This window comes from Enterococcus termitis, assembly GCF_001730305.1.
Taxonomy (GTDB): domain Bacteria; phylum Bacillota; class Bacilli; order Lactobacillales; family Enterococcaceae; genus Enterococcus_L; species Enterococcus_L termitis.
Genome location: NZ_MIJY01000004.1, coordinates 71231 through 95844, shown reverse-complemented (window position 1 = coordinate 95844; position 24614 = coordinate 71231). Strand labels below are relative to the sequence as shown.

Sequence of the window (24614 nt, the reverse complement as noted above, 5' to 3'; positions counted from 1 at the left end):
TTCCTCCTCTATTTGTTTTCCTCTTGCTTATTTTCCATTAAAATGATTCATCGTATCAATAAACGTATGCCCTTCACTCGCATAAACCGCTGCATCTGCTGCGCTTTTTACTGCTAGCAAGATCTCTTCATGCTGCTCTTTAGGAAAACCACTTAATACATGATGAACAACTGTATTGCTGCCAATTGGACGGCCGATACCTATTTTGATTCTTGGAAACACATTTGTTCCAAGGTGAGCAATCAAACTTTTCATACCATTATGTCCGCCGGCTCCGCCTTTTTCGCGCAAACGGATTTTTCCGACTTCCAAATCAAGATCATCATAAATGACAATCAATTCTTCTTCAGTTACTCCATAATACGTCATCAATGGACCAACAGACCGACCAGATTCATTCATGAATGTGAGCGGTTTGACCAGCATGATTTTTTCTGTACCGATAAAGAATTGGGCTATATCTGCTTCAAATTGACTTTTGTTGAAGGTTGCATTATAGCGATAAGCGATTTCATCCACCGTAATAAAACCGATGTTGTGTTTTGTTTCTTGGTATTTACTTCCTGGGTTGCCTAACCCGACAATCATTTTCATTGCTCGTTTCTCCTTATGTAAAAAGTTAAGGCAAAATGAAACCTTTATGTTCATTTGTCCTCTTTTTTATTGTTCAACACAAAATACCCGAGCAGGAGAATCCTCTGCCCAGTTTTTTACAATTATACCACAAAACAATCCCTAGCCTAATCTTTTAAATGATAAAAAAGCCTTAAGCTCTATTTTTTCTTTTAACACGAAAGAAACTTTTAAAAACATAACTAGTGAAATATCGCACATGAAAGAGTTTTCTTATGAAACACCCCTAAAAACTGTATTATTAAATAAAACAAAAAACGTGACAAAAATCACAAACAGTGGTATTATCAACGTGTTAAAACAATTAACAGAAAGGAATGGTACACATGACTGCAGCAGCAGGAAATAAAGATCATCAAAAAGTAATTTTAGTTGGAGATGGCGCTGTCGGATCTAGTTACGCATTTGCCTTAGTCACACAAAACATTGCTCAAGAAGTTGGAATTATAGATATAGATACAAAGAAAACGGAAGGCGACGCTGCAGATTTATCTCATGCATTAGCGTTTACCTCTCCTAAGAAAATTTATGCCGCTACCTATGATGACTGCCATGACGCTGATTTGGTTGTATTAACCGCCGGAGCTGCACAAAAACCTGGAGAAACTAGAATCGATTTGGTTCACAAAAACTTAAAAATCAACAAACAAATCGTAACATCGATCGTTGATTCTGGATTCAGCGGAATCTTCTTAGTCGCAGCAAACCCAGTTGATATTTTAACTTATTCTACATGGAAATTCTCAGGATTTCCAAAAGAACGCGTTATTGGTTCTGGTACGTCACTTGACTCTGCTCGTTTCCGTCAAGCGATTGCTGAATTAGTCGACGTTGATGCACGTAATGTCCATGCGTATATTTTAGGTGAACATGGTGATACAGAATTTCCGGTTTGGTCACATGCTAACGTTGCTGGACTACAAATCTATGAATGGGTCAAAAATAACCCTGAAGTCGATGAAGAAGCAATGGTCAACTTATTCTTCAATGTAAGAGATGCTGCTTATTCGATCATCGAGAAAAAAGGAGCAACCTTCTATGGAATCGCCGCTGCTCTTGCACGTATCACTAAAGCAATCCTAGATGACGAAGATTCTGTCTTCCCACTTTCTGTTTATTTAGATGGTGAATATGGTCAAAATGATATTTACATCGGAGCACCAGCGGTCATCAACCGTCAAGGGATCAAACAGGTAATTGAAATTCCTTTAACTGACTCTGAAAAAGACCGAATGAATGCATCAGCCAATGCACTTAAAGAAGTAATCAAATCTGCTTTCGAAAAATTCGAAGACGAAACTAACTAATATAAAACATCGCAGCCTAAGCAAAGGTTGCGATGTTTCTTTTTTTAATTATACAAGCCATCCGGCTCTTCTTTTGTCACAATATAGATATTTTTCATCTGTGTATAAGCATCCAGCATCGACTTATGGGTTTCTCTTCCGATTCCAGATTTCTTGTATCCGCCAAACGGAGCTCCTGCCGGCAACTGATTATACGTATTGACCCACATCCGCCCCGTCCGGACTTTACGGGCTACGCGCATTGCTGTGTTGATATTTTGAGAAAAAACTGCACCGCCTAGTCCATAATCAGATTGGTTTGCTAAAGCAATTACTTCTTCTTCTGTTTTGAATTTCATCACTGTCGCTACCGGGCCGAATATTTCTTCCTGCGCAATACACATCGCATTGTTGGCATCTGCCAGCAAAGTTGGTTCTAAGAAGGCTCCTTTATCCAAGCCATTTTCAGTTATTTTATGTCCTCCAGTAATTAAGGATGCCCCTTCTTTTGTACCGATTTCAACATATTTCAAAATATCTTTTAATTGTTTTTCATTGATCTGCGCACCCATTTGTACGCCTTCTTCCCATGGGAAGCCTACGTTTATTTTCTCAAATTTTTCTTTTAATGCTTCTACAAAATCATCATAGATTCCTTCTTGCACAAACACGCGGGAACCTGCACAGCAAACTTGCCCTTGATTGAATAATATTCCTAATTGAACACCTTCTAATGCCCGTTCCCAATTTGCATCGTCAAAAATGATATTTGCAGATTTGCCGCCGAGTTCTAACGTAGCTGGGATCAATTTGTCAGCAGCAGCTTTTGCTACAGTATAGCCGACCTCTGTTGATCCTGTGAATGCCAGCTTATCAAAACCGTCATGCTCAAGCATATAGTTTCCAGAATCTGATCCACGTCCCGTAATCAAGTTGACAACTCCTTTAGGCAGAACTTGATCGAATAGTTTGAATAATTCCAACAAGCTCAAAGAAGTAGTTGACGAAGGATGAATGACAACTGTATTTCCCGCTGCAAGTGCAGGAGCTATTTTCCATGCACCCATCAATAATGGGAAGTTCCAGGGAATGATCTGACCTACGACACCGATGGGCTCTTTAAGTACGATGGATAGGGTATCTGAATCAAACTCTTTTACAGTCCCTTCTTCTGCACGAATCACCCCAGCAAAATAACGAAAATGATCAGCCGTCGCCGGCACATCGATCGTGAGCGTTTCACGAAGAGGCTTACCATTATCTAGCGTTTCAACTAAAGCTAAATGCTCTTTATTCGCATCGATTAAATCGGCAATCTCCAACAATAACTGACTACGTGTAACCACATCGATATCTTTCCATGAGGTGAATGCCTCTTGTGCCGCTGCAATTGCCTGATCAACGTCTTCATGTGTCGCATCAATAAAATCAGCTAACTTTTCACCATTACTTGGATTATAACTTGTAATCCGTCGACCACCAGAACCATTTGTCCATTTTCCATCGATGTATAATTGGTAAACATCGTCCACTGTGTTATGAATATCAATTTTTCTGTTCAATTTAAAAACCACCCCTTCTTTAGATAGCGCTTACAAACCATTATATCCTTAATTTATTAAAAGTAAATAGACTTTCGTCATTTTTACTCTTAATACCAAAAAAATAATTGGTACAGCTAAAAAAAAGGGAGATTTTAAAAAATCCGCCTTTTTTATCCTTCATATAAAATTCCTTCTTCTGCCAAAGCTGCTTTGATTTGCACTAACTGCTCTTCATTCTCACAACGTAGCGTGTGTAAATGAATCCCTGAGGTCAATTCTGATAACAAAGAAGCATTACTTTTTTCGTACATTTTTATAAATGTACGCACATCCTTTTCCCTACAAATATGCAGTCCGCCTGTTAATTCTCCATAAATCGGATGCTCAACAATGACATCAATGATTTCGCCGCCCATTGAAACAATAATCGCCAATTCTTCTTCTGTTTTTTCCGGAGCATGCTGACAGGCGATTTTCCTAAGTATTCCTTGTTTCTCTTGATTTGTTTCAAGTAAATACCCACGGGCAGTGGCAATGATTTCATGCCCGGCAGCTCTTAAAAGGGCTACATCCCCCACAATAATTTGGCGGCTAACAGTGAATTCCTTTGCAAACCAACTAGCACTAACTGGTTTATTTGTCGTCCTCAACGTAAGTAAAATCGACTCTCGTCTTTTCGTTCCGTCCATTTATCCACCTCCTAATGCTTAATCCATTTTTTGTTGCTGAAAATGTTTTGAGGCATCCATGATTCCTTGGTAGGTTTCTTTTAATACTTCTTTGTACTCTGCATTGACAACATAGCTGTCGATTTTTGCTAAAACTTCTTGTTCTCTTGCAGTATCAAGAATTTCTTTATCAGATGTCTTTTTGATTGCCGCAATTGATGAAACAGCGTCCATTCGTTCCTCTAATAGAGCCACGATTTTTTTATCAAGCTCGTTTATTTTCTCTCTTTGGCTCGTCAATGGTGCGCGTTGTTCTTCCAAATCGATTTCTTTGATGAGTTTTGCAGGATTCCCTCCGATCACGCAATTATCTGGGAAAGATTTTGTTACAACAGCACCTGCTGCTACAACCACATTATCCCCCAACGTTACGCCTGGTGTAATGACTACACCGCCGCCAAACCAAACATTATCACCGATTGTAATTGGTTTGCCATACTCTAAGCCGCTGTTTCTTTTAACAGGATGCAAAGGATGAGTCGCAGTATAAAGTTGTGCATTTGGACCAAACATACAATTATCACCAATCGTAATCGGACAAGTATCTAAAAAGATACTATTAAAATTGACATAAAAATTTTTTCCCACATGAATATTAAAGCCATAGTCAAAGCTGATCGACGGCTCAATATAACTGCCTGTTCCAGTTGTTCCAAAGGTTTCTTCGACTAATTGCCGGCGAATCACTTGGTCTTCTTCCTTATTGATCAATTTCATCTGCTCTCTAGCAAATTTTCTAGCTGTGATCAATTCCGGATCTGCTGAAAAATAAAGCTCTCCATCGATCATCTTTTGGCGTTCTGATTTGATTTCTTCCATGTTAAAACTCCTTTATTTAGATATTTTCAAAGACATTTACTGCATCTTCTTTTAAAAAATAAGCGGTTCTATTTAATTGTACGGCACTCTGATTGATAACTAAAACTTCTGCGTCTTCTGCTGCATAATGGATCAAATCACAAAATGGATGCACTTGAAAACTTGTTCCGATAATCACGATCAGCTCGGCTGCTTCGACCGCTCTAATTGCTCCAGCGACAGCTGTTTGATCTAATGCTTCTTCATATAAAACAATAGCTGGACGGATCTGCCCTCCGCAATCAGCATGTTGATCAGAGGCTAAATAGGCTGCAACAGAAACATTTTCTCCGCACTTTTGACAATAGCAGTCATATAAACTGCCATGAAAATTAATCAGATTTTGACTCCCTGCCGCTGCATGCAGTCCATCTATATTTTGAGAAACAACCCAGGTCACCTTTGTTTTTTCCAGCTCAGCTAATTTCAAATGAATCACATTGGGCTGAGCCTCTGGATGATACAACGACTGAATGAACGTATAAAATTTTTGCGGCTCACTTGCCAGGCAAGTGGCACTTAATAAATACTCGGAACGCTCTATTCCTTGATAGACACCAGACAAAGAACGATAATCTGGTACACCCGATGCGGTTGAAACACCCGCGCCTGTCAAAAATGTAATTTTTCGGCTGCCTTCGATCAACTGTACTGCCTGTTTTCTGTCAATGATTTTCACATGCTCATCTCCTAGTTAGTCTATTATAACGTAAATCTTTCGTAAATAGAAAATAATCAAAAAGTTCTATTGCTTCTGATTTGATTTTTTTCATTGGAAACTTTGAAATAATCAGTGAAAACGGCTTGTTTTTCACTGTCTTTTCATGACAAACAAAGGAGAACGTGATAGAATACTTAATGTATAAAAGTGAGGTGAAACTTCGTGGTAGCATTTATTATTTATTGGGCAGCTATTTTAGTCTGCATCGCTTGGGGCGTATTAAGTTTATGGTTTTCGATTTATTATCTTTCACGTAAAGAAAATGGAAACCTTTGGGCGTTTGCATTCTTTAATGTTCTTGCAGGAATTGTTTTAGCAATTGTTTTAGTTATCTACAAAACATGGGATTTCGAGATTACAACTTATTCAAGCTTGATTTATACAATTTTAGCTTCATATGGTGTCTTAACGGTCTTACAAGCAATTTTGGGCCGCGAACCAAAAGAAGCAGCAAAAGCATAAATTTCCTCTCCAACTAGGAAAAGGGAGTATGAAAAAGCCTTTGGGACAACGCTGACTTAACAGCAGAGTGTCTCAAGGGCTTTTTTGTATTTCTTTTTTTAGCGTCTACTTATGAGGAGCAAAGTGCTGAATAGGAAACAAAACAGTCCTTTTCACCCCTATGCTCAACACTCAGAGTAGAAAGTTCTTTATCTATTTTTCAGATGCTGTCTATAACGTCCAATGAATCGAAAAATTGTGTCAAATTCCTCGTCCGTCATTTGCTGAAACACTTCTTGGTCACGTTTTAAAAAGGAACGATGCAAGTCTTGATGAATTGTATTTATTTCTTGACCATTTTCAGTCAACCGGAAATAGATTTCCTTTTTGTTGTGCTCACTTTGATAGCTTTCTATCATATCTTTCGCAACGAGCTTTTTTGTCAACTTACTGATAGCACCACGTGTCATATAGCTTGCTGCTGCAAGTTTTGTCACATTTGCATTTGGGATCATCGCGATATGTTCGATCAGTTCAATTTCACTCAAAGTAACGCCTTTTAAAGCTGCTTCTAATTCTGGTTTGTTGAGCCAAATGATCTCATTACATAAATCCATCAGCTCACTCATTAACAGTTGTCGTTTGTCCATGATAGCTCCTTTCAATGCTACCATTAGTATAGGAGAACTTTGTTTCTTTTGCAACAAAACCCTAGCATTCATTTATGAAGAGAGAGCGGGACAAAACTGAAAATCCGTTTTGTTTCGCTCTCTAAACGCGAATAAACGCTTTTGTCTCAGCCTCCTTTTTTTACAGCAAAAAAAACAGCCATTTTTTTAGCTGGCTGTTTTGTTCAACTTGATCGGTGCTTTACGTAAGTATTTTTTATCGTCTAAGTTCGTATCCGACACTACGATTCGTTTGGATGACCGTACCTATTTCGCCTACTTTAGTAAATTTTTGTCTCAAATGAAAAATTATATTTGAGACTTGGGGCAGCTTATCTTCTCCGTCATCTGTCCAAAGCGCTTGTATGATTTGTTCATAAGTGACAGTTTCATTTTCAAGTAAAAGTTTCATCACTTGATATTCAAGCTTGGTTAAGTGGATTTCCTTACCATTTCCTAATTTTAGTAAGCGGTTTGTCGATTCTAATCTGATTGAATTATCTACTTGCGTTTTTTTCGCTCGTTTCTTTTCATTATTCGTCAACATCAATTCGAATTCTTCTGATGAAAAACTTGCTGGAATAACTCCGGTTACTTCATGACGTAATAATAGCTCTTTTTCTGATTGTTGATACGTTTCTGTTATCACACCTAAGATGGGATGACAAATTTCGTGTACATCTGTAATAAACAGAACGATTTCTATTAGTTTCTCCAAACTTCCATCATAGTAAATAAATATATAATCATCATCTTTTATTATTTGTTCAAGTTCATGTACATCTAAATCGATGTGAACAGTACCTTCAATCGTTTCCGGAATTTTTTGAAAAAATTTTTGATTAACCTCTTCAGTTGAATTCACGGCAAATAGTCGTGTCACGTCGACATTCTCCTTCCTTATCTGTTTGCTTTCACATACAGATCTCTCTTATTAATATTCTTTTTCTCTAATAAGTATACAAAAAAAATACACCTATTTTTTTCAAAAAACATATTTATTTCGATAAAAATAGAAAATATTTTTTTAAAACTACTATTTAATAAATGAATAGCACACATCAAACACAAACTACTAGTCATTTTTTCCTACCTTATTTGTACTTCTCTATAAAGTAAGCTTGACAATGGATTATTAGCCATTTGTCTAAATATTGACTTTTTTATTAAAATAACGTACACTTTAAACTTGAATCTGATAATTTAATAGTGCCTCAAATTGAGGTAGAGGTTGCGTTTTTTATTAAGCTTGTGGAGTGAGAGGACACGTCGAAGCAAGTCTAGGAAAAATCGCCGAAATGTATAACAGCCTCCCTGTTATATGTTGGGACGTAAGCGAATAACTTACGGACTGTCTTAGTAGTGATGCTAAGTTGCGCTATGTTTTTGTTGAGAGTACCTGACGATAGTAGGCGACCGTGCATTTGCAGGGTCGTCTTTTTTGTTTTGATCGAGAACATACTTTTTGCCTAACTAAAGTGCAATTGCTGTTCTTCCCTTACTTTTCAACTTGAAATGAAGACAAGAAAAATACATCATGGTAACAGAAAGGAAGAATTACATGAACAAAAAATCATTTTCACTGGGGCTATTTTTAGCACTTATACTAAGCTTTTTCCTTGCACCAGTAATGTCACATGCCCAAGGAGAGGCAAACGGCGAATTCCGCGTTGGGATGGAGGCTGGCTATGCTCCATTTAACTGGTCACAAAAAACAGATGCAAACGGTGCTGTTCCAATTCAAGGAAACTCTTCGTTTGCTGGCGGTTACGATGTCCAAATCGCAAAAAAAATTGCAGATGGGTTAGATAAAAAATTAGTGATTGTTCAAACAAAATGGGATGGTCTAGCTCCTGCACTGCAATCAGGCAAAATCGATGCTATTATTGCCGGAATGAGTCCGACTGCTGAACGTCGAAAAGAAATCGATTTTACAGATCCTTATTATGAATCTCAACTAGTCGTCGTAGTTCAGAAAAAAGGAGCCTACGCCGATGCACAAAGTCTGAAAGATTTAAGCGGCGCTAAAATCACTGCTCAGCTGAATACCTTCCATTATAGTGTGGTCGATCAAATTCCCGGAGTAAATAAGCAACAAGCGATGGATAACTTTTCAGCAATGAGAACAGCTTTGGCTTCCGGTATGATCGATGGCTATGTCAGTGAACGACCTGAAGGAGTAACTGCAACAAGTGTAAATAAAGACTTAGAAATGCTTGAATTTTCAAAAGAAAATGGCTTCCAAACCAATGCTGAGGATGTCCAAATTGCCGTCGGTATGCGTAAACAAGATCCTGAAATCACCAAAGTCAATCAAATCCTTTCCGGCATTTCTTCTGATGAACGAACAGACATCATGGACCAAGCAGTCAAAGATCAACCAGCTGCTGAAGCAAGTGACAGCGAAAAAACAGGTATTTGGTCAGATTTTAAAACCATCTGGAGCCAATATGGCAGTATGTTTTTACGCGGCGCAGGCTTAACCTTATTTATCGCATTAATCGGAACTGTTGTGGGTACATCATTAGGGTTGTTGATTGGGGTTGTTCGAACAATTCCAGAATCTGAAAATCCAATTCTCCGCGTCTTACAAAAAATTGGAAATGCATTGCTTTCTATATATATAGAAGTTTTCCGTGGTACACCGATGATGGTACAGGCAATGGTCATCTTTTATGGACTAGCGTTAGCCTTCGGGATTTCTTTAGATCGAACGATTGCTGCTTTGTTTATTGTTTCCATCAATACTGGTGCTTATATGTCTGAGATTGTTCGTGGAGGGATTTTTGCAGTTGATAACGGACAGTTTGAAGCAGCACAAGCAATCGGTATGACGCACGGCCAAACGATGCGCAAAGTTGTTATTCCTCAAGTGCTGCGCAATATTTTACCAGCAACAGGGAATGAATTTGTTATCAATATCAAAGATACAGCTGTTTTAAGTGTTATCGGTGTAGCAGATCTATTCTTCCAGGGAAATTCTGCTTCCGGAGCAAACTTCCAGTTCTTCCAAACATTTACGATCGTTGGTATCATGTACTTGATCATGACGTATGCAATTACACGTTTATTACGTTTTGTTGAGAAAAAAATGGATGGTCCCTCTGCCTATGTAAAACTTGAAGAGGTAGAAAATATCAAAGAAAGCTAGTTGTTCAAGTCAGGCTTGACTGGAAAATTTAGGAGGAATATATAATGAGCGCTATTATTGAAGTCGAACATTTACGAAAAAGTTTCGGTGAAAATGAAGTCTTAAAAGATATCAATGTGACAGTAAACAAAGGAGAAGTTGTAACGATCATCGGCTCGTCCGGTTCTGGTAAATCAACTCTGTTACGCTGTATCAATTTGTTAGAGAAACCCACAGGAGGCAAGATCATCTATAATGGTGAAAATGTCCTAGAACGCGGCTATAATTTACCAAAATATCGAACACACTTAGGCATGGTTTTCCAATCCTTCAACTTATTCAACAATATGAATGTTTTAGAAAACTGTACAACAGGTCAAATCACTGTACTAAAACGCAGCAAAGAAGAAGCACGGAAAATTGCGATGGAAAATCTTGAAAAAGTGGGCATGAGTCGTTTTATCGATGCTAAACCAGCACAACTTTCCGGCGGTCAAAAACAACGGATCGCCATTGCTCGTGCTTTATCCATGAACCCTGATGTAATGCTGTTTGATGAACCAACATCAGCTCTCGATCCAGAAATGGTTGGCGAAGTGCTTAAAACAATGAAAGATCTCGCTCATACAGGACTAACGATGATCATTGTGACACACGAAATGGCTTTTGCTAAGGAAGTTTCTGACCGTGTCATTTTCATGGATAAAGGTGTTATTGCAGAAGAAGGAACAGCTGAAGACATTTTCGTTCACCCAAAAGAAGAACGGACGAAAGAATTTTTACACCGTATTCTATCGCAAAATCAATAGCTCTCTCTACTGATTGCTTATCAAAAAACGCAAAAAGAAATTCTATATTTCTTTTTTGCGTTTTTTTTGTCATTTATTCTCTTTCTACTGCAGGTAAAATCATAAGGTCAAATAAGCTATTCTGCATAAAAACGGAATAAAATATTCTATAGCAACAACTCTATTAAAACGGAGTAAAAATACATTATTATCCTCTAGCTAGCTCTGCTAAAAAGCCAAAAAAATCTTATTTAATCACTCATTTCAAGATAAAAAGGATTAAGCATTTGATTTTTCAAGCGTCAATTTCTATCATAAGAAACGATCGTTAAAAGAAAATCCGTCTCTAAATTAAAATCATTCAATTCTATCTCATTTTTTATCCCTAAAATTTCCTTTAATACAGTAGTAAAATTAAAAAACGTATGTTATATTACTGCCAAGGAGATGTTATTAATGAATAAAAAGAAAAAAATCTGGTTGTGTTTCCTCGCTTGTTTTTTCACTATCATCGTTGCCCCCAACGTCACATTAGCAGAAGAAGCGCCTTCTGCGTTACCAATACAAATTTTAGGCATCAATGACTTTCATGGTGCTTTATCCGATGCTGCTTTTCTTTCGAGCAATCTAAATCAGGAAACGGAATTATTTAAAGAGAAACAACCACATGGTTCATCTATAAGAGTACAAGCTGGTGATATGGTCGGCAGTAGTCCTGTCAATTCAAGCTTGCTTCAAGACGAGCCCACTATCAAAGCTATGAATCGAATGCTATTTGAGTATGGAACCTTAGGTAATCACGAATTTGATGAAGGGCTAGACGAATTCAACCGAATCATTACAGGTACGGCTCCTGAAACAGGGATTTTTAATAGCGAAACTGAACACTATCCTAGAGAAGCAAGTACTCAACAAATCTTGATCGCCAATGTTCGTCAAAAGGCTGATCAGTCAATTCCACATAATTGGAAGCCATATGCCGTCAAAGAAATGATAGTTGAGCAGCAAAAAGTTTCTATCGGCTTTATAGGTATTGTTACCAAGACTATTCCAAATCTGGTTTCAAAAAAATACTACGATGCTTACTCTTTCTTAGATGAAGCAGAAACCATTGCTACCTACAGTCATGAATTGCAAAGCTTAGGCGTTAATGCAATCGTTGTCCTTGCACATACTGGCAATGGCGAGGCAATCATGGATCAGCTGAATAGGATCGCTCCAGACCATAGTGTAGATGTTTTTATTGATGGTCACAGTCACAAAAACATCAATACGGTTAGAGGAAAAACGAGAATCGTTCAAAGTCTATCCAGCGGCCAGGCGTTTAGTGCAATCACAGGGGTTATCGATCCACAAACCAATGATTTCAGCAGCACGCCCCAAGCAAACGTTAAACTAGTAAATAAATCTTTTCCAAAAGATCTTACAGTTGAAGCTATTACAATAGACGCAGATCAGCGAATCGACGGCTTAGCTAGTCAAACAATCAGCTACGCTGCCTCTCGTTCAACCATCTCAAAGAAAGATAATCAATGGAAAGAATCGGCTCTAGGGAATTTGGTTGCTGATGCACAGGTAGCTATTGCTTCTAAAGAAGGCTTTTCTGTGGATGGTGCTTTGATCAATTCTGGTAGTTTACGAGCAGACCTTGCAGTTGGCTCTGATAAATCGATCAGCTACGGTGCAGCACATCGTGTCCAGCCATTTGGCAACTCGTTGTATGTTGTCCAACTCTCCGGAAAGCAATTGACAGAGATTTTAAATAAGCAATATCAAAATAACCAAAAAAATCCTCTTCAAATTGGCGGGATTTCGTACCAATATACAAATTATTATGGAACAAATCAGCCGTATATCCTGACCAAACTTATGCGAAAAAATAAAACCAACATAGCTGCCAATCAAACTGTTACCGTTGTTGTGAATGAATACGTTTATACAAGCGCTGTTTTTGCTCCAATATTTAATCAAGGAAAGCTTTTAGATAGTTTACAAGCGAATGATACCGATGCTTTTATCCAATATCTTAAAGATCAAAAGGATGCAAAGCTACCGATCAATGCTAAAATAGATAAAAGAAAAAACTACACACCCTTCAAGCCAGCAACCGATTTTAGTTACCGAACTCATGTCCAGGACTACGGTTGGCAATCTTACGTTACCACTGGCAAATCCAGTGGAACGACGGGTAAGTCTAAACGGCTAGAAGCTATTCAAATTAAGCTAAATTCTTCGATTGCTGGAAGTATCCAATACAAAACCCATATTCTGGACTACGGCTGGCAATCTTGGAGAGAAAATAATGCATTAAGTGGAACAACAGGGAAATCCAAGCGGTTAGAAGCTATTCAAATTCGATTGAGTGGTGCTCTTTCCAGCTATTACGATATTCATTATCGTGTGCACAGCCAAGATTATGGCTGGTTAGGCTGGGCAAAAAATGAGCAGTCATCTGGTACACAAGGCTTTTCTAAACGATTGGAAGCCATCCAAATCAAAATCGTACCAAAAAATACCGCACTTCCTGTTAAAAACCGAACACCATTTATTAAAAAATAAACAAAAAACAGCTTCACTTTTTGCCACTGATACTGGCAAAATAACTTCTTAAACTTAAATGGAATAGATTAAAGCGTAGAAAAATTTTTCTACGCTTTTTTATTTGGTCAAAAGAGTATATCTACAGGACTGGGATAGCGCCAATAAAATGAATTAGCTGCTTTATTCTGTATTTTTTAGATAGCCATGAAGATTTGTCTAAAAAAGATATATTAGCAATCCTTATTTTTTTACTTCTTTGTGGAATCCTTATACAATGATTATACGGGATTCTATGACAGATACAGTAAGGAGTTTATCATGAGAAAGAACTATTTCAAATCATTTACATTTATTGGTACATTTTTATTTATACTCTTACAATTATTTACACCTTTCTTCGCTTTCGCTCAAGAAATCGATGGACAAGAAACCGAAGTTGAATTAAAAGATGTCCATGCTACTATTGATGAAACGACTAATCAGCTTGATACTCATTTAATCTTTTCAAAAACGGTAGGAGATGTTTCTAACCAAATCATTACAGTTTCAGATGATCTAACGTTGCCTGATAATGATGCTCTCATAATAAAAGATCCAAATACTCAAACGATTGGTTCAGCTATACTTACAAATAATAAACTACAATTAGACATCTCTCCCAGCTATCAAGGAGACTTTTCACTTTCATTATCTGCCCCTTCAGAAACAATTTTACCGAACACATTTTTGACTGTAAGCAGTAGTAATTTCTCTAAAAAAATCTTATTGCCAACACGGACTCTCCAAACCGAAGAGTCGGTTACACAGAATGAATCAGAATCGCTCGTTCAGCCCAAAACTGATACGCCGATTCCTTACTTGGCCTTCCCTCAACCTGAAACAATCGACTTTAGCTATAATACAGATGGTTCAGGAAACTATCTTACAAATAACGACCAAGGTCAAAGTGGAAAAAACACCCTAAATTATGCCTATGGTAGCACAACAGAGGCTTCCTTCGATGATGAAAATTATGTGAATTATGCCGACGAAGCTTATGTAAAAAAAACAGTAAAAGAAGTGGCTGGCAAACAAGGTTTATTCGATGTTACTTTAGATGTTAAAGGGAATGAATACCCTAACCCGATCGATCTAGTTTTAGTCATCGATTATTCTTCTACCATGAAGGGGCAAAAATTAGAAAATACTATTGCGGGTATAAAAGAATTTTTAGATCAGATCGATCACGCGCTGGATACTCAAAAAGTTCATGTAGGGATCATCGCATATAATCGTGAAGCGTATACACAGCCGTTTACATCTGATAAAGAAACATTGATCGACTTTTTAGAAGATACCAGCAAAAGCCACTCTGGAACCTTTATTCAAAAAGGCTTGATAGCTGCTGAAAATTTATTTAAAACGTCATCAACACCAAATGTACAAAAACAAATCATTGTTCATATTGGAGATGGTAGTGCCAATCGCGCGTATCATCCAGAAATAGACGCAACAGAATACGCAAATGGTGGTAATATCACCCCTTATAATGGTTTTGACGCAGCGACTTATTATCGTGACTTTGCTGACAATTCACCTTCTTACTTTACAAGCAGTTCTACAACAGCAGAAGAAGATCCTGACAATGCTACTTTAACAACGCCTAAAGATATTGCTAATTTAACATTAGGAACTGCCGTTGACTTAAAATTGAAAAATTACGACCTGTATTCTATAGGTGTAGCGCCTAGTGGTCGAGGAGAATATGTAGATAAAAACATTGCCAGCAGTGAAGCTAAATACGTGCCAATTGATGCTGATTTAGCTCAACTAGGTGAGGCCTTAGGAAATGTCGCAACAAAAGTGGACCGAACAATTACAAATGGAACGATCCACGACCCAATGGGGGAACAAATTCTTTTACAAAAAAGCGGATCAGAGCTTACAACTGCTGACTATTCCTTAAAAGGATATAAAAAAGATGCTTCTGGTAACTGGATCGATTCGCCTGAGCTTTTAGAAAAAGTGAGTGTCAGCGAAGAAAATAATCAGCTATCTCTGACTGGGTTATATCTTGGCACAGATGAACGTTTAACGATGACCTATCAAATCAGAATTGATACGGAATCCACTAACTTTATTCCGGAATACTGGTATTTAGCCAATGGCAGAACAACCCTGGACCCAATCAATACAGGTGTCTTATTAGACTTTCCGATTCCTTCTGTTAAAGCACCTGGAACACAAGTAACGATTGAAAAAAATTGGGTGGATAATAACAACAGTTTTGGGTTACGACCAGATTCTATCTCTTTTGTCTTAAAACGGACAACAGTTACCAGTTCTGCATGGCAGAAGAGTCAAATCATTCAATTGGCTGCTCCAGAACAAGCAAGTAATCAATGGCAAATGGTTCTTGATTCGATCATTCCAGAAGGAGAAACAACCCCAGTTTCTTTAGCTGCCTTCAATAATCAGGGAGAAAACTTTATTTATTCAGCAGAAGAAACCGCGATCGATCCAAACTATACATCAGCAACTCAAGTAACAGATAATAAAATAACCCTAACGAATACGCTCAGTTCTACTGATCTAACCTTTACAAAAGTAGATGAACACGACCAGCCGTTAAATGGGGTTCGATTTAAGCTTTTAGATGAACAAGGGAAGCAGATTGGTGAAGAACAAATTTCAAACGAAGCAGGTCTAGTTACGTTTCCTCAATTAAGAGAAGGGAACTATCAATTGGTTGAAATCGAGCCCTTAGCAGGTTACCAAGCGATTGATCCAATTCAATTAACAATTGAGCAAAATTCAGATGGCGAATTTGTTGTAACAAATCCAACAAACTGGTCCCATAAAGTTGTCAATAAGAAAATAACAGAGCAATCATCAAGTTCTAGTGAAAACAATTCAACATCAACTTCTTCTAGCGGGAATAAGCAAACAACTGTGTCTAGTAAAAACAAACCAACAACGACTGGACAAATCCCTAAAGCTGGAGAGCATGTTCAATCCTGGCTGCTGATCGTTGGTGTACTCCTTATTTTTGTCGTAAGCATTTTATATTATAAAAATAAACGCAGCAGCCTTTAAAAAATTGTCGAGCCTATTCAAGAGCTGTCACTTCATATTTATACTAAAAAATAAAAAGGATTCTCACGTACACTGCTGATAGCGGTATACGTGAGAATCTTTTTTTCTTATTTATACGAACGAATAACAGGTGGTGTATACTGCTCAATAAATTGCCCGATTGCTTCCAGATCACTTGAAAAGAAAATTTTCTCTCGATCAGCTTTGGTCAAAAAGCCTTCATCGACCATTTTATCAAAGAATTCAAGCAACAGATCATAATACCCATTCATGTTGAAAAAAATACATGGGTTTTGATGCTCGCCCACTCTGCCCCACGATACAACTTCAGAAATCTCCTCTAACGTACCTGGACCTCCCGGCAAAGCCAAATAACAATCTGCTAAATCGATCATCTTTCGTTTACGTTCATGCATATCATGGACAATATGCATCTTACTAAGGTTTTGATGCGCCAGCTCGCGCTCTAATAAAAAGGTTGGCATTACACCAATCGCTTCTCTGCCGGCAGTAAGCACCTCATCAGCTAAAATCCCCATCAATCCGACTTTACCGCCGCCGTATACAAGATCATAGCCCTGTTTTCCCATCCATTGTCCTAATTGTTTCGCACTTTCTTGATACACAGGATCATTTCCCACACTAGCCCCGCAATAAACAGCCATCTTTTTCATACTTTCATTCCCGCTCCAATCGAATCAGCGCATTTGCTCATCTATTTTTTGATTATATCTACTACTTTAAGCTTCTTCTGTTGTTGTTTGATAGGAGATGTCATTAAAGCTTATTAGCTTATAGTCATCTGCTTTTTCAACAATCGTCACACTGGTATTAGCTAATGGTCCACCTTCGCGCCACTTGGCCTTTTCTTTTCCTATCAGTGAATTGATCAGCGTAATCAGTAAAACACCGTGTGCCACGATCAGAATCGTTCCTTCAGGAAATTCTTCACTGAGCTTTTCAATTGTTTCTGTCGAACGGCTAACCAAAGAATCGATCGTTTCACCACCAAAAGCGGTCGGATCATACAAATCTGGCCGTTGACGTAAATAGGCTGTCTGTTCATCCGTATGATCGATTTCTGCTCCTTCACGTTTGCCAAATTTGATTTCTCTGAGTTTATCTTGATAACGAACGGTCAAGCCGTCTAGGTGATTATTTTCTTTTAAAATATAATTTGCCGTATCCATTGCCCGTTTTTGCGTACTAACGGCGACAGCATCAAAGCGGACATCGCTTAGATAGCGACCAGCTTGAATCGCCTGTTCGATTCCAATCGGCAATAATGGTGAATCGATCTCTCCACCTTGAAACCGCAAGCTTAAATTAAGTTCTGTTTTTCCATGTCTTACCAAATAAAAAGTTGTCATGCTTTCTCCTCCATCTTTCCATGCTACTTCTTCATCATACTATAAATGTTTCATAGTCAGATACTTTCCAATCTAAGACCCTTACTTCTATTAAATTATTCTATGCGGTAGGTAAAATCGTAATAAAGGTCGCGCCTTCCTGTTCCTTAGATTTCACATTGATCTTGCCATTATGAAGCTGAACGATCCGAGCAGCGATCGTTAGTCCCAAGCCATTTCCCATCGTTTGATGAGACGCATCTCCTTGATAAAATTTTTCAAACACGTGGCTTCGCTCATAATCAGACATGCCTATTCCTTTATCTTGAACAATCACTTTGACATCACTACCGAACATATAGCAACTGATTGAAATCGTTCCACTATGATGAGAGTATTTTATCGCATTTTTTATTAGATTCAGCCAGAGCTGTGTCAATAATTCTTCATCGGCAACGATCAATAGATGAGTCAATTCCAATGACCACTCAATATTCTTTTCTTCCCATAACCGCTGCAAAAGTAATAAACACATTCGTAATTGTTCATCTAAATAAAAGGAGGTTTTTTTCAAAGTAAGCTGTTGTTGATTCTCTAGCTTTGATAACAACAAAATATTCGCAGATAAATGGCTTAACCGCTCTGTTTCCTCTAAAATGATTGCAATACTTTCTTGCCTTTGTATGTCAGATAAACCAGGTTTATCAAGTTGCTTGGCAAATCCTCGGATCGAAACCATCGGCGTGTTAAACTCATGGGAAAAATTAGTGATAAAATCATTGTGGACCATATCAACATTTTTTAATTCTGAAGCCATCATATTAAAGCTATCAATCAAAGCACTCAATTCGTTGTTCATCGCAGCATTCTCCACCTGAATATCGAAATTACCTTTTGCTATTTCTTTGGTTCCTTCAACAAGATCATTGATCGGCTTCAAAATCCGTTTACTAACAACCATTGAAATGATCGTTCCAATAATTACACACGAAAACAGCGTGATGACTAAGCGTACTATTGGGTAACCGGACAATGAATCGATCAAGCCGAGTTTCATTAGCAAGAGCAACATCGCCCCAGATATAAAACCTGTTGAGACTAAAATCAAAAAAATCGTCCAGACAAACTGAATTTTAAGGGATTTAGTTCTTCTCATGCTTCACCGCCTTATAGCCAAGTCCTCTGATTGTTACGAGAGAGAAATCTTTATTTTCAGTTGTTTTTTCTCGTAAACGTTTGATATGAACATCGATCGTCCGTTCTTCTGCCACACTATCGATCCCCCAGATATCATCCAACAATTGCTGCCGAGTAAAAATTTTATTGGGATAAGACAATAACTTGTATAATAACTGAAACTCTTTTTTGGGCAGCTCTAAATACTGCTGCTCTGATCGAATAGATAAACTATCCATATCCAACACCGTATCCCCCAGATGAAGCTTCGCTTCTACTGCGTTCTGTGTTCGTCTCAATAAGGCTTTGATTCGCAACAAAAACTCTTCTTCATCAATCGGTTTGACCAAATAATCATCCGTTCCAGAAATAAATCCTTTTCGGCGATCAACCGGTAAGCCTTTGGCAGTGACCATAATAATCGGCAGCTGTGTGTTGATTTTCCGAATTTCTTCAGCAGTTTGATAGCCATCTATTTGAGGCATCATCACGTCCAATACGAGCAGATCGATTGTGTGCTCTTTTAACATCTGTAGCGCTTCAATTCCATTTTGAGCTTGTAACGTTCGATAACCGCTTTGATGTAAAATCGTCACCAGTAATTTTCGTATATTATTATCATCTTCTACAACTAAGATCGTCATCATTTTTTAGCTTCTTTCATTTCTTTTTGTCATTAAACTATAGCATAAATCAGAAGTACTTTGGAAGCTTTTCATTTGTTCATATTGAGTACATATTCCTTTGATACACTAAAGTGAAATGGGAGGGAGAAACGTTCATGTTACAAGTAAAAAATGTAAAAAAAAGCTATACTACTGGAGAGTTTACTCAAGTTGCCTTGGATGGAGTCAATATCAATTTTAGAGAAAACGAATTTGTTGCGATTCTTGGACAAAGCGGCTCTGGTAAGACAACCTTATTGAATATCATCGGCGGTCTGGATCAATATGACAGCGGAGATCTGATCATCAATGGGAAATCCACCACCAATTTTAAAGATGGTGACTGGGATGCCTATCGAAATAATAGCGTTGGTTTTGTCTTTCAAAGCTATAACCTGATTACCCATCTAAGTATTTTAGATAATGTCGAAATGGGTATGACGCTTAGCGGCGTTTCTTCTGATGAGAAAAAGAAACGTGCAGTTGAAGTATTGGAAAGAGTTGGTTTAAAAGAGCATCTGCATAAAAAACCGAACCAGTTATCCGGCGGTCAAATGCAGCGGGTAGCGATCGCTCGTGCCCTTGCGAATGATCCGGATATTATTCTAGCAGATGAACCAACTGGTGCTTTAGATACAACTACAAGTGAACAGATCATGGACTTGATCAAAGAAATCGCCGACGACAAATTAGTGATCATGGTGACTCATAACCCAGAACTTGCAGAACAATATGCAGATCGAATCGTTAATTTTAGAGATGGACATGTTTTACATGATTCAAATCCCTATTCAGAGGCCGAGGACAGTAGCCATTATCAACTGAAAAAAACCAGCATGAGCTTCTTTACGGCATTAAAGCTTTCTGGAAAAAATATTGCTACTAAAAAATGGCGCACAGGTCTGACCGCTTTTGCAGCAAGTATCGGAATCATTGGTATCGCCTTGATTTTAAGTTTATCCAATGGCTTTCAAAAGCAGATCGATGCCTTTCAAAGTGATGCCTTAGCAGAATTTCCAGTGATCATCTCTCAGCAAGCTGTTAATATGGATGAAGAGTCACTAAACGAACTGCGCGCCCAAGGTCCACTCAATAAAAAGGAATTCGTTAAATCAGATGAAGTTTACTTATATAATCCGGAAGAAAGCAGTGTTACCCACAAAAATGACATTAATCAGAACTATTTAGATTACTTAAATGACATTGATTCAGATTGGGTACGCAGTATCGGTTTTACACGCGTCGTTGGGATGAATTTGCTTCGTAAAACAGATAACGACGTTGTACCAGTTTCTGTTTCTGCCGGTATGAACGGAACTGGCAACAGTCAAAGCAGCAATGCAGGGGCTGGTATGACCAGTATGAACGGCGTTGGTTTAGCTTCTTATCCAGCTGCATTTAAAGATGAAAAAGAGACTTATCTTGAAAAATACTACGATGTTTTAGCTGGCGACTATCCTAAATCAGATACGGAAATGGTCCTTGTCGTTGATAATAAAAATCGTATCGATGAAAATACTATGAAAAATCTTGGCTTTGATATAGAAAACATCGACAAAATCAAATTCAATGATATCGTAGGAACTGAATTAAAGCTGATCGACAACGATCAATACTATGAAAAAACCAATCTAGGCAATTTTGTTCCTAAAAACAATTATGCTGAAATGTACGATACTTCAGAAATGAGCTTAAAAATCTCAGCAGTTGTACGTCAAAAAGAAGATGTACAAGTTGCAATGTTGGGGCAAGGTATTGCCTATAGTGACAACCTTGTCGAAGACATCATTGCCAGAGAAAAGGATTCTGATATTGTTAAAGCACAAAAAGATGCCGATATGAATGTCATGACGATGGAAAATTTAGACGCTGATGCAAAACAAAGTCTACTTGCCTATCTTGGCGGCGATGCTTCACCGATGATGGTTTACATTTATCCGAAAGACTTTGAAACAAAAGATAAGATCGTGGACTATCTAGACGAATACAATGATGGAAAAGAAAATAAAGACAAGATCGTTTATACTGATTTAGCCAGTACAGTTACTGAAATGACCGGTGGGATCATGGACGGGATTACTCTTGTTTTGATTGCTTTTGCTTCGATTTCATTGGTTGTTTCATTGATCATGGTTGGAATCATCACTTATATTTCTGTTTTGGAACGGACAAAAGAAATTGGTGTTTTACGAGCTTTAGGTGCTAGAAAGAAAGATATCACGCGCGTGTTCAACGCTGAAACCTTGATTATCGGCGCCTGCTCTGGCTTCTTGGGAATCATCATTGCTTACGCGTTGACGTTCCCTGTCAATCAAGTCATTGAAAATATGACTAGTCTAACAAATGTTGCACAGTTAAACCCACTCCACGCATTGCTGTTAGTAGTGATCAGTATCATTTTGACGTTGATCGGCGGATCGATTCCAGCAAAAATGGCTGCGAAAAAAGATCCGGTAGAAGCGTTACGATCTGAATAAGTTGACCAAACACCTTGCTTAGCGATTTTGTTAAGCGAAGGTGTTTTCTTCTTTTCATTTTCTGCTTATGGTATGCTACCATAGAAACAAATGGAGGTTTAATATGGAAATTAAAATTTATCAGCAATGGATTAGTGACTTTTATAAAAAACGGGGTTGGTATGCACTGGATCCGTTTGTTCGTGTCAGCTTTTTAGCTGAAGAAACAGGCGAAGTTGCTCGTGCTGTCCGCGCATTAGAAATTGGGCGAGATCGACCTGATGAAACTGAAAAAACATCAGAAGAGCATATCCAAGAATTAACTGAGGAACTGGGAGATGTGCTAGATAATTTATTTATCTTAGCAGACAAGTATGATATTCGTTTAGAAGACATTCTAGCTTCTCATAAGAAAAAATTAGAAGAGCGTTTTAAATAAATCATAGAATAAAGGAAGGTTCGATATGGAAAAAGACATCGTTATTCGACCTATTAAAGAAGCAGATTTTCCCTCATTACTTGAAATAGAACATCTTATTTGGACCAATGAAAACTCACCTGTGGTACATCACTATGCATCCGTTGAGGAATACCAAGAAAAAGTTGCTGACCGAGTAATCTTTGTTGCGGCAGATGAGCAAAAAGTCCATGGTTTCGTTGATGTTCATTATCCCACACCTCTGCTTTCCCATAAAAAACAATGGATGCTTGGTATCGGTGTTCATCCGCAAAGTCAGTCTTTAGGAATCGGTAAAAAATTGTTAGATTACTTAAAACAAGCTGCAAAGGAGCAGCACATCCATAAATTATCCCTGCGAGTCATGGGAGCGAATACAAAAGCGATTCAATTCTATCGAAAAAATGGCTTTATTCAAGAAGGTTTTTTCAAAGATGAATTTTTCATCAATGGACAGTTTTGTGACGATTATCAATTTGCATTTTTTATCGATTGATCACAGCATTTTCTCATTTTGCTACCGCTATTTTAAAGCATTTCTTTAGATTCACTTGCTGTACTCTTCTTATTCTGTTATTTTTATTAAGAACAAAATTTAAGGAGTGTGAAAGTGTGACAAAGAAATTATCATGGCGTGAGTACCTTTATGTTGGGTCCATGCTGTTTGGCTTGTTTTTCGGAGCTGGAAATTTGATTTTCCCTGTTCATATGGGGCAAGAAGCAGGATCAAGTATCTTTTTAGCTAATCTGGGCTTTTTAGTTACTGGGATTGGACTGCCTTTTTTAGGTGTTATTGCAATTGGTATTTCAAAAAGCAACGGCGTCTTTGATTTAGCTGGGCGTGTCAATAGGCGTTACGCAGTGGCTTTCACTGTGCTATTATATATGACGATCGGACCCTTTTTCGCGTTGCCTCGACTAGCAACTACATCTTTTGAGATTGGTTTGGTTCCTTTTATTTCTGATGGACAGCAAAAGCTATTTTTAGCACTTTTTTCAGTCGTTTTCTTTTTAATCGCTTGGGCGTTTTCGCGTAAACCATCAAAACTATTAGATTATGTAGGTAAGTTTTTAAATCCATTATTCTTATTTTTATTGGCAATTTTGCTTCTATTGGCCTTTTTGAAACCGTTAGGAACTGTTTCATCTGCGCCTGTCGGGAGCGCCTACACAGACAATCCTTTCTTCAAAGGCTTCACAGAAGGCTATAATACGTTAGATGCGCTAGCTTCTTTAGCTTTTGGAATCATCATTGTTTCAACGATTAAAGGAATGGGTGTTGAAAAGCCAAATGACATTGCGAAAGATACGATCAAGTCTGGTGCTGTCAGTATTATTTTAATGGGGATTATTTACACGTTGCTTTCTTACATGGGAACAATGAGCTTAGGAGGCTATCCGCTTAGTGAAAACGGCGGGATCGCTTTGGCACAAATCGCTAACCATTATTTAGGCAATCTTGGCAGTATTCTTCTTGCCTTCATTGTTATCTTAGCTTGTTTGAAAACAGCAATTGGCTTGATTACTGCCTGCTCTGAAACCTTTAGTGAACTTTTTCCAAAGGGTTCTTATTCCTTTTATATTGCAGCAGCGAGTATTTTGCCCTGTTTATTTGCAAATGTTGGTTTAACAAATATTATTCAATTCTCAATTCCTGTATTGATGTTCATTTATCCTTTAGCGATGACCTTGATTATTCTGGTCATTATCAGTCCCGTATTTCGTCATCGTACAGAAGTGTATCAGATGACGACGTATGTCACAGTACTTGCGGCTTTACTTGATGCCTTGAATAGTACCCCTGATTCTTTTAAAAATATTGGTTTTGTAGCGGCTATTTTAGATACAGCCAAAGCGTATCTTCCACTATTCACCATCGGGATGGGCTGGGTCGTTCCAGCATTTATCGGTTTTATTATCGGGATTATTTGGATAACATTTAAAAAAGATTTTCTGACTGCAACAGAATAGCTTTCGTATTTTCGAGGTATATGCTCAAATTTTTTATTCGTTTGGGCGTATGCTTCTTTTTTATAGATGCTTATTTACCAAATAGATTTATTTTAGCTTTCTTATTAAGAAATAATGTTCAGTAATT

At 37.9% G+C, this 24614-nt stretch carries 21 protein-coding genes and 1 riboswitch; of the genes, 10 read left to right on the top strand and 11 right to left on the bottom strand.

Annotated features, from left to right (window positions below; all coding sequences use genetic code 11):
* Positions 1 to 27: 27 nt before the first annotated feature.
* Positions 28 to 594, bottom strand: coding sequence for an aminoacyl-tRNA hydrolase (gene pth, locus BCR25_RS04705; protein ID WP_069662463.1), 567 nt, complete (start codon positions 592 to 594; stop codon positions 28 to 30).
* 365 nt (positions 595 to 959) lie between these two features.
* Between pth and BCR25_RS04700 the strand changes: the two genes are divergently transcribed.
* Positions 960 to 1940 carry an L-lactate dehydrogenase gene (locus tag BCR25_RS04700; RefSeq protein ID WP_069662462.1) on the top strand — a complete coding sequence of 327 codons (981 nt, stop codon included), beginning with the start codon at positions 960 to 962 and terminating at the stop codon, positions 1938 to 1940.
* Positions 1941 to 1984: 44 nt separating this feature from the next.
* On the opposite strand, the gene BCR25_RS04695 is transcribed toward BCR25_RS04700, so the two are convergent.
* From BCR25_RS04695 to BCR25_RS04680, 4 genes are all read right to left on the bottom strand, one after another.
* A complete protein-coding gene (locus tag BCR25_RS04695; RefSeq protein WP_069662461.1) occupies positions 1985 to 3481 on the bottom strand; it encodes an aldehyde dehydrogenase family protein in 1497 nt (498 codons plus the stop codon).
* A 152-nt stretch (positions 3482 to 3633) separates the two neighbouring features.
* Positions 3634 to 4152: a transcription repressor NadR gene (locus BCR25_RS04690; protein ID WP_069662460.1), complete on the bottom strand. Its 519-nt coding sequence runs from the start codon at positions 4150 to 4152 to the stop codon at positions 3634 to 3636.
* Between the two features lie 18 nt (positions 4153 to 4170).
* A complete protein-coding gene (locus BCR25_RS04685) occupies positions 4171 to 5010 on the bottom strand; it encodes a chorismate mutase (RefSeq protein WP_069662459.1) in 840 nt (279 codons plus the stop codon).
* Between the two features lie 16 nt (positions 5011 to 5026).
* Positions 5027 to 5728 carry an NAD-dependent protein deacylase gene (locus tag BCR25_RS04680; protein ID WP_069662458.1) on the bottom strand — a complete coding sequence of 234 codons (702 nt, stop codon included), beginning with the start codon at positions 5726 to 5728 and terminating at the stop codon, positions 5027 to 5029.
* A 204-nt stretch (positions 5729 to 5932) separates the two neighbouring features.
* Here BCR25_RS04680 and BCR25_RS04675 point away from each other — a divergent pair, with 204 nt between their 5' ends.
* Positions 5933 to 6232: a hypothetical protein gene (locus BCR25_RS04675; protein ID WP_069662457.1), complete on the top strand. Its 300-nt coding sequence runs from the start codon at positions 5933 to 5935 to the stop codon at positions 6230 to 6232.
* A 188-nt stretch (positions 6233 to 6420) separates the two neighbouring features.
* Here the strand turns inward: BCR25_RS04675 and BCR25_RS04670 are convergent, their stop codons facing one another.
* Together BCR25_RS04670 and BCR25_RS04665 are read right to left on the bottom strand one after the other, a co-directional pair.
* A complete protein-coding gene (locus BCR25_RS04670) occupies positions 6421 to 6861 on the bottom strand; it encodes a MarR family transcriptional regulator (protein ID WP_069662456.1) in 441 nt (146 codons plus the stop codon).
* 235 nt (positions 6862 to 7096) lie between these two features.
* Positions 7097 to 7762: a winged helix-turn-helix domain-containing protein gene (locus tag BCR25_RS04665; RefSeq protein ID WP_069662455.1), complete on the bottom strand. Its 666-nt coding sequence runs from the start codon at positions 7760 to 7762 to the stop codon at positions 7097 to 7099.
* Positions 7763 to 8096: 334 nt separating this feature from the next.
* A riboswitch (Lysine riboswitch) is annotated at positions 8097 to 8268 on the top strand.
* A gap of 241 nt (positions 8269 to 8509) precedes the next feature.
* Between BCR25_RS04665 and BCR25_RS04660 the strand changes: the two genes are divergently transcribed.
* The 4 genes from BCR25_RS04660 to BCR25_RS04645 all read left to right on the top strand — a co-directional run bounded on the left by BCR25_RS04660 (position 8510) and on the right by BCR25_RS04645 (position 16413).
* Positions 8510 to 10030: an ABC transporter permease subunit gene (locus BCR25_RS04660; protein WP_245792237.1), complete on the top strand. Its 1521-nt coding sequence runs from the start codon at positions 8510 to 8512 to the stop codon at positions 10028 to 10030.
* Positions 10031 to 10074: 44 nt separating this feature from the next.
* Positions 10075 to 10818, top strand: coding sequence for an amino acid ABC transporter ATP-binding protein (locus BCR25_RS04655; protein ID WP_069662453.1), 744 nt, complete (start codon positions 10075 to 10077; stop codon positions 10816 to 10818).
* A 435-nt stretch (positions 10819 to 11253) separates the two neighbouring features.
* Positions 11254 to 13356, top strand: coding sequence for a 5'-nucleotidase C-terminal domain-containing protein (locus tag BCR25_RS04650; RefSeq protein ID WP_069662452.1), 2103 nt, complete (start codon positions 11254 to 11256; stop codon positions 13354 to 13356).
* A 300-nt stretch (positions 13357 to 13656) separates the two neighbouring features.
* On the top strand, positions 13657 to 16413 hold the full coding sequence (locus BCR25_RS04645) for a SpaA isopeptide-forming pilin-related protein (protein WP_069662451.1): 2757 nt from the start codon (positions 13657 to 13659) through the stop codon (positions 16411 to 16413).
* 107 nt (positions 16414 to 16520) lie between these two features.
* On the opposite strand, the gene BCR25_RS04640 is transcribed toward BCR25_RS04645, so the two are convergent.
* The 4 genes from BCR25_RS04640 to BCR25_RS04625 form a co-directional block, all read right to left on the bottom strand.
* Positions 16521 to 17087 (bottom strand): LOG family protein, encoded by a 567-nt coding sequence (locus BCR25_RS04640; protein ID WP_069662450.1) that lies wholly within the window; start codon positions 17085 to 17087, stop codon positions 16521 to 16523.
* 66 nt (positions 17088 to 17153) lie between these two features.
* Positions 17154 to 17783 (bottom strand): histidine phosphatase family protein, encoded by a 630-nt coding sequence (locus tag BCR25_RS04635; RefSeq protein ID WP_069662449.1) that lies wholly within the window; start codon positions 17781 to 17783, stop codon positions 17154 to 17156.
* A gap of 100 nt (positions 17784 to 17883) precedes the next feature.
* On the bottom strand, positions 17884 to 18918 hold the full coding sequence (locus BCR25_RS04630; RefSeq protein ID WP_069662448.1) for a HAMP domain-containing sensor histidine kinase: 1035 nt from the start codon (positions 18916 to 18918) through the stop codon (positions 17884 to 17886).
* The gene (locus BCR25_RS04625; protein ID WP_069662447.1) at positions 18905 to 19585 is read right to left on the bottom strand and encodes a response regulator transcription factor; all 681 of its coding nucleotides are present in this window, start codon (positions 19583 to 19585) and stop codon (positions 18905 to 18907) included. Before BCR25_RS04625 ends, BCR25_RS04630 begins: the two co-directional genes overlap by 14 nt.
* 134 nt (positions 19586 to 19719) lie before the next feature.
* Between BCR25_RS04625 and BCR25_RS04620 the strand changes: the two genes are divergently transcribed.
* The 4 genes from BCR25_RS04620 (at position 19720) to brnQ (ending at position 24487) form a co-directional block, all read left to right on the top strand.
* Complete coding sequence (locus tag BCR25_RS04620) at positions 19720 to 22080, top strand: ABC transporter ATP-binding protein/permease (protein WP_069662446.1); 2361 nt, start codon at positions 19720 to 19722, stop codon at positions 22078 to 22080.
* Positions 22081 to 22183: 103 nt separating this feature from the next.
* Positions 22184 to 22498 (top strand): MazG nucleotide pyrophosphohydrolase domain-containing protein, encoded by a 315-nt coding sequence (locus tag BCR25_RS04615; protein ID WP_069662445.1) that lies wholly within the window; start codon positions 22184 to 22186, stop codon positions 22496 to 22498.
* Between the two features lie 25 nt (positions 22499 to 22523).
* Complete coding sequence (locus BCR25_RS04610; RefSeq protein WP_069662444.1) at positions 22524 to 23012, top strand: GNAT family N-acetyltransferase; 489 nt, start codon at positions 22524 to 22526, stop codon at positions 23010 to 23012.
* Between the two features lie 116 nt (positions 23013 to 23128).
* Complete coding sequence (gene brnQ, locus BCR25_RS04605; RefSeq protein ID WP_069662443.1) at positions 23129 to 24487, top strand: branched-chain amino acid transport system II carrier protein; 1359 nt, start codon at positions 23129 to 23131, stop codon at positions 24485 to 24487.
* Positions 24488 to 24614 lie beyond the last annotated feature (127 nt).

Excerpts from the sequence above, each read along its gene's own strand:
- BCR25_RS04645 (WP_069662451.1), top strand. The coding sequence starts at position 13,657 with ATGAGAAAGAACTATTTCAAATCATTTACATTTATTGGTACATTTTTA.
- BCR25_RS04655 (WP_069662453.1), top strand. The coding sequence starts at position 10,075 with ATGAGCGCTATTATTGAAGTCGAACATTTACGAAAAAGTTTCGGTGAA.
- BCR25_RS04670 (WP_069662456.1), bottom strand. The coding sequence starts at position 6,861 with ATGGACAAACGACAACTGTTAATGAGTGAGCTGATGGATTTATGTAAT.
- BCR25_RS04660 (WP_245792237.1), top strand. The coding sequence starts at position 8,510 with ATGTCACATGCCCAAGGAGAGGCAAACGGCGAATTCCGCGTTGGGATG.
- BCR25_RS04640 (WP_069662450.1), bottom strand. The coding sequence starts at position 17,087 with ATGAAAAAGATGGCTGTTTATTGCGGGGCTAGTGTGGGAAATGATCCT.
- BCR25_RS04620 (WP_069662446.1), top strand. The coding sequence starts at position 19,720 with ATGTTACAAGTAAAAAATGTAAAAAAAAGCTATACTACTGGAGAGTTT.
- BCR25_RS04610 (WP_069662444.1), top strand. The coding sequence starts at position 22,524 with ATGGAAAAAGACATCGTTATTCGACCTATTAAAGAAGCAGATTTTCCC.
- BCR25_RS04700 (WP_069662462.1), top strand. The coding sequence starts at position 960 with ATGACTGCAGCAGCAGGAAATAAAGATCATCAAAAAGTAATTTTAGTT.
- BCR25_RS04635 (WP_069662449.1), bottom strand. The coding sequence starts at position 17,783 with ATGACAACTTTTTATTTGGTAAGACATGGAAAAACAGAACTTAATTTA.
- BCR25_RS04615 (WP_069662445.1), top strand. The coding sequence starts at position 22,184 with ATGGAAATTAAAATTTATCAGCAATGGATTAGTGACTTTTATAAAAAA.
- BCR25_RS04685 (WP_069662459.1), bottom strand. The coding sequence starts at position 5,010 with ATGGAAGAAATCAAATCAGAACGCCAAAAGATGATCGATGGAGAGCTT.
- BCR25_RS04650 (WP_069662452.1), top strand. The coding sequence starts at position 11,254 with ATGAATAAAAAGAAAAAAATCTGGTTGTGTTTCCTCGCTTGTTTTTTC.
- BCR25_RS04625 (WP_069662447.1), bottom strand. The coding sequence starts at position 19,585 with ATGATGACGATCTTAGTTGTAGAAGATGATAATAATATACGAAAATTA.
- pth (WP_069662463.1), bottom strand. The coding sequence starts at position 594 with ATGAAAATGATTGTCGGGTTAGGCAACCCAGGAAGTAAATACCAAGAA.
- BCR25_RS04630 (WP_069662448.1), bottom strand. The coding sequence starts at position 18,918 with ATGAGAAGAACTAAATCCCTTAAAATTCAGTTTGTCTGGACGATTTTT.
- BCR25_RS04690 (WP_069662460.1), bottom strand. The coding sequence starts at position 4,152 with ATGGACGGAACGAAAAGACGAGAGTCGATTTTACTTACGTTGAGGACG.